5 protein-coding genes are annotated in these 9,906 nt (G+C 61.4%); 3 read left to right on the top strand and 2 right to left on the bottom strand.

What is annotated here, in order from left to right:
• The 3 genes from WCA85_RS03435 to WCA85_RS03445 all read left to right on the top strand — a co-directional run.
• Positions 1-1,151: MdtA/MuxA family multidrug efflux RND transporter periplasmic adaptor subunit (locus tag WCA85_RS03435; protein ID WP_424061774.1), on the top strand; the 1,151-nt coding region annotated here is incomplete at its 5' end.
• Between the two features lie 17 nt (positions 1,152-1,168).
• Positions 1,169-4,303 carry an MdtB/MuxB family multidrug efflux RND transporter permease subunit gene (locus tag WCA85_RS03440; protein ID WP_424061775.1) on the top strand — a complete coding sequence of 1,045 codons (3,135 nt, stop codon included), beginning with the start codon at positions 1,169-1,171 and terminating at the stop codon, positions 4,301-4,303.
• Positions 4,304-4,306: 3 nt separating this feature from the next.
• The gene (locus tag WCA85_RS03445) at positions 4,307-7,624 is read left to right on the top strand and encodes an efflux RND transporter permease subunit (RefSeq protein ID WP_424061776.1); all 3,318 of its coding nucleotides are present in this window, start codon (positions 4,307-4,309) and stop codon (positions 7,622-7,624) included.
• A gap of 884 nt (positions 7,625-8,508) precedes the next feature.
• Here the strand turns inward: WCA85_RS03445 and WCA85_RS03450 are convergent.
• Together WCA85_RS03450 and WCA85_RS03455 are read right to left on the bottom strand one after the other, a co-directional pair.
• Positions 8,509-8,973 carry a hypothetical protein gene (locus tag WCA85_RS03450; protein WP_424061777.1) on the bottom strand — a complete coding sequence of 155 codons (465 nt, stop codon included), beginning with the start codon at positions 8,971-8,973 and terminating at the stop codon, positions 8,509-8,511.
• Between the two features lie 126 nt (positions 8,974-9,099).
• The gene (locus WCA85_RS03455) at positions 9,100-9,663 is read right to left on the bottom strand and encodes a peroxiredoxin (protein WP_424061778.1); all 564 of its coding nucleotides are present in this window, start codon (positions 9,661-9,663) and stop codon (positions 9,100-9,102) included.
• Between the last annotated feature and the right edge of the window lie 243 nt (positions 9,664-9,906).

Raw genomic sequence — 9,906 nt, forward strand, 5'->3', positions numbered from 1 at the left:
GTCCTGGCGGGTTCGCTAGCCAGCCGCAACCAGTCCACGTCGCCACCGCGACGCAAGGCGACATGCCGATCGTGTTGACCGCGCTCGGCACGGTCACGCCGCTGGCAACGGTGACAGTCCAGACGCAGTTGAGCGGCATCCTGCAGACCGTCGCCTTCCAGGAAGGCCAGATGGTCAAGAAAGGCGATCTGCTCGTGCAGATCGATCCGCGTCCCTATCAGATCTCGCTTGAGAACGCCGAGGGCGCGCTGGCACGCGACAAGGCGCTGCTGGCAACCGCGCGCCTCGACCTGAAACGCTATCAGACGCTACTGTCTCAAGACTCGATTGCAAGCCAGCAGGTCGATACGCAGGCTTCGCTCGTTCAGCAATACGAAGGCACCGTCAAGTCCGATCAGGCGAACATCGACACCTACAAACTCGATCTGATCTACGCGCGCATCACGGCACCGGTGTCGGGCCGCGTGGGTCTGCGCCAGGTCGACGCGGGCAATTACGTCACGCCTAGCCTCACCAACGGTATCGTCGTGATCACGCAATTGCAGCCCATCAGCGTGATTTTCACGACCTCCGAAGACAACCTGCCGCAGATCATGAAGCAGGTCCAAACTGGCGCGAAGCTCTCAGTCACGGCCTATGACCGCAGCAACACCACGTCGCTCGAAGGCGGCGTGCTCGAAACGCTGGATAACCAGATCGACACCACGACCGGCACGCTCAAACTGCGCGCCACGTTCAACAACGACAACAACCAGTTGTTCCCGAATCAGTTCGTCAACGCCCGCCTGCTGGTCGACACCATTCACAACGCGGTGATCGTGCCGACCTCCGCCGTGCTGAACGGCTCGATGGGCCAGTTCGTCTACGTGGTGCAGGCCGACAACACGGTCACCGTGCGCCCGGTCAAGATCGGCCCGGTGGATGGCGAACGCACCAGCATTGCGTCGGGCCTGCAGGCGGGCGAGCGCGTCGTGATCGACGGCTCCGACCGCCTCAAGGAAGGCGCGAAGATCACCATTCCCGCAGACCGTCCGCGCGGCGCTTCGGGGGCACGCGGTGCATCCGGCGCGCATGGCGCATCGGGTGCGTGGGGCGCGTCCGGCGCACGTGGGCAACACCATCACAAACACGCGGCGCAAGCTTCGGAATAACGGCTGACTGAACCCGCATGAATCCATCCCGCGCCTTTATTCTGCGCCCGGTCGGCACCGCCCTTCTGATGGCGGCGATCATGCTGGTCGGGCTCGTCGCGCTACGCTTTCTGCCGCTCTCGGCGCTGCCGGAAGTCGACTACCCGACCATCCAGGTGCAAACCTTTTATCCGGGCGCAAGCCCGGACGTGATGACCTCATCGGTCACTGCGCCGCTTGAACGGCAGTTTGGCCAGATGCCGTCGTTAAACCAGATGTCGTCGCAAAGCTCGGCGGGCTCGTCGGTGATTACGCTGCAGTTCAGCCTCGATCTGCCGCTCGATATCGCCGAACAGGAAGTCCAGGCCGCCATCAACGCTGCGGGCAACCTGCTGCCCTCCGACCTGCCCGCGCCGCCAATCTACGCCAAGGTCAACCCGGCCGACGCACCGATCCTCACGCTCGCTCTCACCTCGAAGACAATGCCGTTGACCGACGTGCAGGATCTGGCCGACACGCGTCTCGCGCAGAAGATCTCGCAGGTGGCTGGCGTGGGTCTGGTGAGCCTGTCCGGCGGCCAGCGGCCCGCCGTGCGAATTCAGGCGAACCCACGCGCGCTGGCAGCGTACGGCCTGAATCTGGATGACCTGCGCACCACTATCTCGAACCTGAACGTCAACACGCCGAAGGGTAACTTCGACGGGCCGACACGTGCCTACACGATCAACGCGAACGACCAGTTGACCGACGCCAACGCTTACAAGAGCGCGGTGATCGCGTACAAGAACGGCCGCCCGGTGATGCTGACCGACGTCGCGACGATCCAGCAAGGCGCGGAAAACACCAAGCTTGGCGCGTGGGTCGGTTCAACCCCTGCCATCATCCTGAACGTGCAGCGTCAGCCGGGCGCCAACGTGATCCAGGTGGTGGACAGCGTCAAGGCATTGCTGCCGCAATTGCAGCAGTCGCTGCCCGCCTCGCTCAATGTGCAGATCGTCACGGACCGCACCACCACGATCCGCGCCTCGGTGCGCGACGTGCAGTTCGAACTGCTGATGTCAGTGGTGCTGGTGGTGCTCGTGATGTATCTGTTCCTCGCCAATTTCTACGCCACCATCATTCCGAGTCTGTCGGTGCCACTCTCGCTGATCGGCACGCTCGCCGTCATGTACCTGTGCGGCTTCTCGCTGGATAACCTGTCGCTGATGGCGCTGACCATCGCCACGGGTTTCGTGGTCGACGACGCGATCGTGATGATCGAGAACATTGCGCGCTACGTCGAAGAGGGAGAAAGCGGGCTCGAAGCCGCGCTCAAGGGCTCAAAACAGATCGGCTTTACCATCATCTCGTTGACGGTATCGCTGATCGCCGTGCTGATTCCGCTGCTGTTCATGGGCGATGTCGTGGGCCGCCTGTTCCACGAATTCGCCATTACCCTGGCCGTGACTATTGTGATTTCGGCCATCGTCTCGCTGACGCTCGTGCCGATGATGTGCGCGAAGCTGCTGCGTCATACGCCGCCGCAAGAGAGCCATCGCTTCGAAACCAAAGCGCACGCCTTTATCGACTACGTGATCGCCCGTTATGCGGTCGCGCTCACCTGGGTGCTCAACCGCCAAGGGGCCACGCTGGTTGTGGCGCTGCTGACGCTGGTGCTGACCGGCGTGCTGTACGTGTTCATTCCGAAGGGCTTTTTCCCGGTGCAGGACACTGGCGTGATCCAGGCCATCACCCAGGCGCCGCAGTCGGTCTCGTATCAATCCATGGCCGAACGCCAGCAGGAACTGGCCGCGCAGATCGTGAAGAATCCGGATGTGGAGAGCCTGACGTCGTTTATCGGCGTGGATGGCAACAACATCACCCTGAACAGCGGCCGGATGCTGATCAACCTGAAGCCGCGCGATGACCGCAGCCATACGGCGAGCGATGTGATCCGCCAGTTGCAGAAGGATGTCGCGCATATCCCCGGCGCGGCGCTGTTCATGCAGCCGGTGCAGGATCTGACCATCGACGCAACGGTCAGCCCGACGCAGTATCAGTTCATGCTGACCGATCCGAACATCACCGAGTTCGCCACCTGGGTGCCGAAGCTGATGGAGCGCCTGAAGCAGGCGCCGGAACTGGCCGACGTTGCCACCGACCTGCAGGAGAACGGCCAGTCCGTGTTTGTGCAGATTGACCGTGCCACCGCGTCGCGCTACGGCATCACGCCGGCCACCGTGGATAACGCGCTCTACGACGCCTTCGGCCAGCGCATCGTCTCGACCATTTTCACGCAGTCGAACCAGTACCGCGTGATTCTTGAGGCGACGCCCGATGTCCAGCACTACACCGACTCGCTGAACGCGATCTACCTGCCCTCTTCCACCTCGACGGGCGGGCAGGTGCCGCTGTCGTCCATCGCGAAGTTCATCGAGCAGCCGGCGCCGCTGCTGGTCACGCATCTGAGCCAGTTCCCGGCCACCACGGTGTCGTTCAATCTGGCACCCGGGTCGTCGCTCGGCGCGGCCGTGAAGGCCATCAATCAGGCCGAGCAGGACATCGGACTGCCGGCATCGTTCCAGACACGCTTCCAGGGCGCGGCGCTGGCGTTCCAGGCATCGCTCTCCAATGAACTGTTCCTGATCCTCGCTGCGATCGTCACGATGTACATCGTGCTGGGCGTGCTTTACGAGAGCTTCATCCACCCCATCACGATTCTCTCGACGCTGCCCTCAGCGGGTCTCGGCGCGTTACTCGCGCTGTTGATCACCGGGCATGATCTCGACATCATCGGCATTATCGGCATCGTGCTGCTGATTGGTATCGTGAAGAAGAACGCCATCATGATGATCGACTTCGCGCTCGAAGCGGAGCGCGAACAGGGCAAGCCGCCGCGCGAGGCGATTTACCAGGCATGTCTGCTGCGCTTTCGTCCGATCCTGATGACCACCATGGCGGCCCTGCTCGGCGCGCTGCCGTTGATGCTCGGCAGCGGCGCAGGCTCCGAACTGCGCCGGCCGCTCGGTATCGCGATTGCGGGCGGCCTGATCGTTAGCCAGTTGCTGACGCTATTCACCACGCCGGTGATCTATCTCGCCTTCGATTCGCTGGCGCGTCGTGTGCGTGCGCGCTTCCATCGTGACGATGCGGGCCACGGCACACCGCCCCCCGCTACCGATGCGGGGAACTGAGCGATGAACCTGTCGCGTCCGTTCATTTCCCGGCCCGTCGCCACCACGTTGCTGGCGATCGGCATTGCGCTGTCCGGCGTCTTCGCTTTCACGAAGCTGCCGGTAGCGCCGCTGCCGCAGGTCGACTTCCCGACCATCTCGGTGCAGGCCTCCTTGCCGGGTGCAAGCCCGGACACGGTAGCCACCAGTGTCGCGAGTCCGCTCGAACGGCATCTCGGCTCGATTGCGGACGTCACCGAAATGACCTCGCAAAGCTCGGTCGGCTCCGCGCGCATCACGCTGCAATTCGGCCTGAACCGCGATATCGACGGTGCCGCTCGTGACGTGCAGGCAGCGATCAACGCCGCCCGCGCCGACCTGCCCGCGAGCCTGCGTAGTAATCCGACGTACCACAAGGTCAATCCGGCCGACGCGCCGATCCTGATTCTCGCGCTGACCTCCAACACACTGCCGGCGGGTCAGTTGTACGACTCTGCGGCCACCGTGTTGCAGCAGTCGCTCTCGCAGGTGGACGGTGTCGGCGAAGTGGACGTGAGCGGCTCGGCCAATCCGGCCGTGCGGGTCGAACTGGAACCGCAGATGCTGTTTCACTACGGTATCGGCCTTGAAGACGTACGCGCCGCATTGGCCGCGGCCAATGCGAATAGCCCCAAAGGTTCGATCGAGTTCGGCGCGAACCATGTGCAGATCTACACTAACGATCAGGCCAGCAAGGCTTCGCAATACAAGGATCTGATCATCGCCTACCGCAATGGCGCGGCGGTGCATCTGTCGGATGTCGCGGAGATCGTCGACTCGGTCGAGGACTTGCGCAATCTCGGCCTCTATAACGGTAAGCGCTCGGTGCTCGTGATCCTCTACCGTCAGCCGGGCGCGAACATTATCGACACCGTCGATCGGGTCAAGGCGATGCTGCCGCAACTGAAGGCCTCGCTGCCGGCGGATGTGGAAGTGATGCCAACCGTCGACCGTTCCACCACGATCCGCGCATCGCTGAAGGACACCGAGCACACGCTGATCATCGCGGTGGCGCTGGTCGTGATGGTGGTGTTCCTGTTCCTGCGCAACTGGCGCGCCACGCTGATTCCGAGCGTAGCCGTGCCGATTTCGATTATCGGCACATTCGGCGCGATGTATCTGATGGGGTTTTCGATTGATAACCTTTCGCTAATGGCGCTGACTATTGCGACCGGATTCGTGGTCGATGACGCCATCGTGGTGCTGGAAAACATCTCACGCCATATCGAGGACGGCGTGCCGCGCATGAAGGCCGCCCACCTCGGCGCACGCGAAGTCGGCTTCACGGTGGTTTCGATCAGCATCTCGCTGGTGGCTGTGTTCCTGCCCATTCTGCTGATGGGTGGCATCATCGGGCGGCTGTTCCGTGAATTTGCGCTCACCTTGTCGCTGGCCATTGGCGTGTCGCTGCTGGTCTCGCTTACGCTCACGCCGATGATGTGCTCGCGCCTGCTGAGCGAGCCGCATCAACGAAAGGAAGAAGGACGCTTCGCGCAATGGCTCGAACGTGGGTTCCTGGCCATGCAGCGCGGCTATGAACGCACGCTTGGCTGGTCGCTGCGCCATCCCCTGCTGATCGTGTTCGTCCTGATCGCGACAATCGGCCTGAATGTATGGCTCTACGTGATCATCCCCAAGGGCTTCTTTCCGCAGCAGGACACTGGGCGCATGGTCGGCGGCATTCAGGCCGACCAGGCCACCTCGTTCCAGGCCATGAAAGGCAAGTTCGCCGAGATGATGAAAATTGTCGGCGAAAACCCCGGCGTCGATAGCGTGGTCGGCTTCACGGGCGGCCGGCAGACCAACTCCGGTTTCATGTTCGTGCAACTGAAGTCCAAGCCGGGGCGCAAGCTCTCCGCGGACCAGATCATCCAGCAGTTGCGCGCACCGCTCTCGGATGTCGCAGGCGTGCGGACCTTCCTGCAAGCGGTGCAGGATATCCGCGTGGGCGGCCGGCAATCCAATGCGCAGTACCAGTTCACGCTGCTGGCCGACTCCACCACCGATCTGTACAAGTGGGGACCAAAACTCACCGAGGCGCTGCAGGCGCGCCCCGAACTCGCGGACGTCAATTCGGACCAGCAGCAAGGCGGACTCGAATCGATGGTGACGATTGACCGGGCGAGCGCGGCGCGTCTGAACATCGAACCAGCGCAGATCGACAACACGCTTTATGACGCGTTTGGCCAGCGCCAGGTGTCGACCATTTACAACCCGCTCAACCAGTATCACGTGGTGATGGAAGTCGCGCCGAAGTACTGGCAGAGCCCGGACATGCTGAACCAGGTCTACGTCAGCACATCGGGCGGCAGCGCGAGCGGCGCGCAGACCACTAACGCGACGGCCGGCACCGTCACCGCGCCGATGGCCAACACCAGCAGCACGAGTGCCGCGACGGGCGGCACGGCGGGCACGACGGCATCGAGTGCGGCCGCGATTGCCGATGACTCGGCACGCAATCTGGCGATCAATTCGATTGCGGCAAGCGGAAAGTCGAGCGCGTCGTCGGGGTCTGCGGTTTCGACCTCAAAGGAGACGATGATTCCGTTGTCGGCGATAGCCAGTTTCGGTCCGGGCAATACGCCGTTGTCGGTGAATCACCAGAGCCAGTTTGTGGCGTCGACGATCTCGTTCAATTTGCCGCCGGGCAAGTCGTTGTCCGACGCCACCGCGGCCATCTACGACACGATGGCGGAGATCGGCATGCCGGGCACGATTCACGGCAGTTTTCAGGGGACGGCGCAGGCGTTTCAGCAGTCGCTATCGGATATGCCGCTGCTGATTCTGGCCGCGTTGGCGGCGGTGTATATCGTGCTGGGGATGTTGTACGAAAGTTATATCCATCCTTTGACGATTCTTTCGACGCTGCCTTCGGCGGGCGTGGGGGCGTTGCTGGCGTTGCTGCTGTTTCGGACGGAGTTCAGCATCATTGCGTTGATTGGGGTGATTCTGCTGATCGGGATTGTCAAGAAGAACGCGATCATGATGATCGACTTTGCTATCGAGGCCTCCCGGCAGGGGTTGTCGTCTTATGATGCGATTCATCAGGCCTGTTTGCTGCGGTTTCGGCCGATCATGATGACGACTTTTGCTGCTTTGCTTGGGGCGTTGCCATTGGCGTTTGGCAATGGGGATGGGGCTGAATTGCGGGCTCCTTTGGGGATTGCTATTGTCGGTGGGTTGATCGTTAGTCAGATGTTGACGCTCTATACCACGCCGGTTGTTTATCTTTATATGGATCGCATTCGGGTTAGGTGGGAGGCGCGGCCTCGGCGTGGTGGGCGGGTTTCTGGTAATGGGTGAGGGTTTGGTTTTTTGCCTGCGGCGCTTTGGATTGGGTTGTTTGGTGGCGCGGCCTTGAGGTGCTGTTGATGTGGTTTGGCGTTGGCCCGTTTGGTGGTTTTTGCCGGGCGCCTTGGCCTTTCCTTGATTTCTTATCGGTCTATTGGCGATGCCCCTCTGCGGGGCGGCACTCACTTTCTTTGCGGCCGCAAAGAAAGTAAGCAAAGAAAGCGGCTCACACCGCTAGCTCGTAGGTGTCCACCACTTACACGATTCGGGAGTGGTCCGAGACGAGACCGCATCTCGCGTTGCCCTCGTTCGTGACAAAGCATTCATCCGCCCCACTCCGCACTGCGTGCGTCGCGGATCGGCTTGCCTGGGAAAACGGCGTATTTCTCGCGCATCGCCGCGCTTTGTCGGGCACAGGGGCACCAAGCATTCTCAGCCATCACGCGCAAGCGTCGGCCTGCGAGATACTTAGGATACCAACGGGATTTTTTACAGACAGTTATGCCCCGCGGCGTAGCGCGCAGCGCAACGCTGGAGCGGATGAGCGCTGTGTCACTAAGGCGTGTTGTGCGAGAGACGGTCTCGTCTCGGACCACTCCGGTTTCGGTCCAGTGGTGGACACCTACCGGCTGGCGGTGTGAGCCGCTTTCTTTGCTTACTTTCTTTGCGGCCGCAAAGAAAGTGAGTGCTGCCCCGCACAGGGGCATCGCTAATAGACCTACAAGAAATCAAGGAAAGGCCAAAGCCCCAGGGGGAAACCACCAAACCAAACCACGCTAACAAACAAGCAAGAACACAAGAAAAGGCCAACCCCATAGGGCAATCACCGCCAAGCCAGCAACATAAAACCACCAACAAGAACCAGCCAAAAACCCCGCCGGAGGCAAACCAGCAACCTACAACTTCTGCTCAACAGCCAATCCAAAAACCCGCTGCCACTGAACAGCCTGCCGCCGATCCCGCATGGGCACTTCCCAGACAGGATGTTTCAAATCCCGCACCGTAACCGCGAGCTTGAACTGCTCGCCAACAGGCACAACCTCCGCCGCTTGCAAATCAGCAAAAATATAAGCCCCTTGCTGACCATTAACCTGAAGCTCACACAACCGCTTGCCAGCAGCCAGCCGAACCCACCCCCAGTCGGCCTTCAACTCATGAGTCCAATCACCATCGCGTATATTCGCCGCCACCTCACGCCGGCGCCGCAGCCAATACGCCACAGCCGCAGCAATCAACGCAAGCACCACCACCGCTACGCCAACCGCAACGCCCAAACCAAAGTGAGCCCGTAACGCATCAAACGACCACACCGCGCCATAAATCAGCGCGACCAATACTGCCAGTCCGACCACGATAGGCATCTGGAATCACCCCGCAAATCAAGTCAGCTTTCACCGAAGCACGGCGCGTAAGCCAAACCAGCGGCAAGAACGCATTGCGAAATCAACTACTACACGAGCCGTGCATCGCATCGCGCAACCCGTGCATCAAGGCGATTTGTGCGTCGCCGCCCACTGCTTGACCGCCTCCAGCGTGTTCTCCACGTGCTTGTCCGGCGACAGGCTGGTGTATTCGTAAATGATCTTGCCGTCCGGCGCAATCACATACGACACGCGGTTGGCCATTGAATCATGCATCGGCATTCCAGCGTCGTATGCGCCAATCACCTTGGCATCCGCGTCAGCGGCGACGGGGAACTTGCTGCGGCATTCGCTCACCGAGAACTTTGTCAACGTATCAATGTTGTCGTGCGACACACCAATCACCGTCGCGCCGTACTTCTTGTATTCGTCAACGGCATCCGCGAACTCGTGTGCCTCAATCGTGCAGCCCTTGGTGAACGCGGCCGGGTAGAAATACAGCACGACCGGCCCCTTCTTCAATTCGTCGGCAAGCGAGTACGTATAGGTCTTGCCGCCGAGCGAGGCCTGAGTGGTGAAATCCGGTGCCGGGTCGCCCGGCTTGAGTGTCGCCGACGCCGTCAGCGAATACGCCGCAAACCCCGCCGACAATGCAACAGCCAGCAATACCGGCATGAACTTTCGTTTCATCTCGAGCCCCTCGAATCGTTGGCACACGTGGTCCGTGCAATAACTGAGGCCAGCGCCGCGTACTCCCGACCCTTGGGGGCAGAGCGTGCCTCACCCGCTATTGGACCACGTCCCGACAAAGCCCGCAGCCCCACCAGCCAACGTCCTGCCGGAAGCGTCGGCCGACAGTTTCCGTCTGGCTGCCAGCCGCCTCGCCCTTGCCCGCCCTGCTGCTGGCTGCCTCGCCATTCCCCGCCTTGGCAC

This window comes from Paraburkholderia sp. (genome assembly GCF_049581445.1).
Classification (GTDB): domain Bacteria; phylum Pseudomonadota; class Gammaproteobacteria; order Burkholderiales; family Burkholderiaceae; genus Paraburkholderia.

Excerpts from the sequence above, each read along its gene's own strand:
- WCA85_RS03440 (WP_424061775.1), top strand. The coding sequence starts at position 1,169 with ATGAATCCATCCCGCGCCTTTATTCTGCGCCCGGTCGGCACCGCCCTT.
- WCA85_RS03450 (WP_424061777.1), bottom strand. The coding sequence starts at position 8,973 with ATGCCTATCGTGGTCGGACTGGCAGTATTGGTCGCGCTGATTTATGGC.
- WCA85_RS03455 (WP_424061778.1), bottom strand. The coding sequence starts at position 9,663 with ATGAAACGAAAGTTCATGCCGGTATTGCTGGCTGTTGCATTGTCGGCG.
- WCA85_RS03445 (WP_424061776.1), top strand. The coding sequence starts at position 4,307 with ATGAACCTGTCGCGTCCGTTCATTTCCCGGCCCGTCGCCACCACGTTG.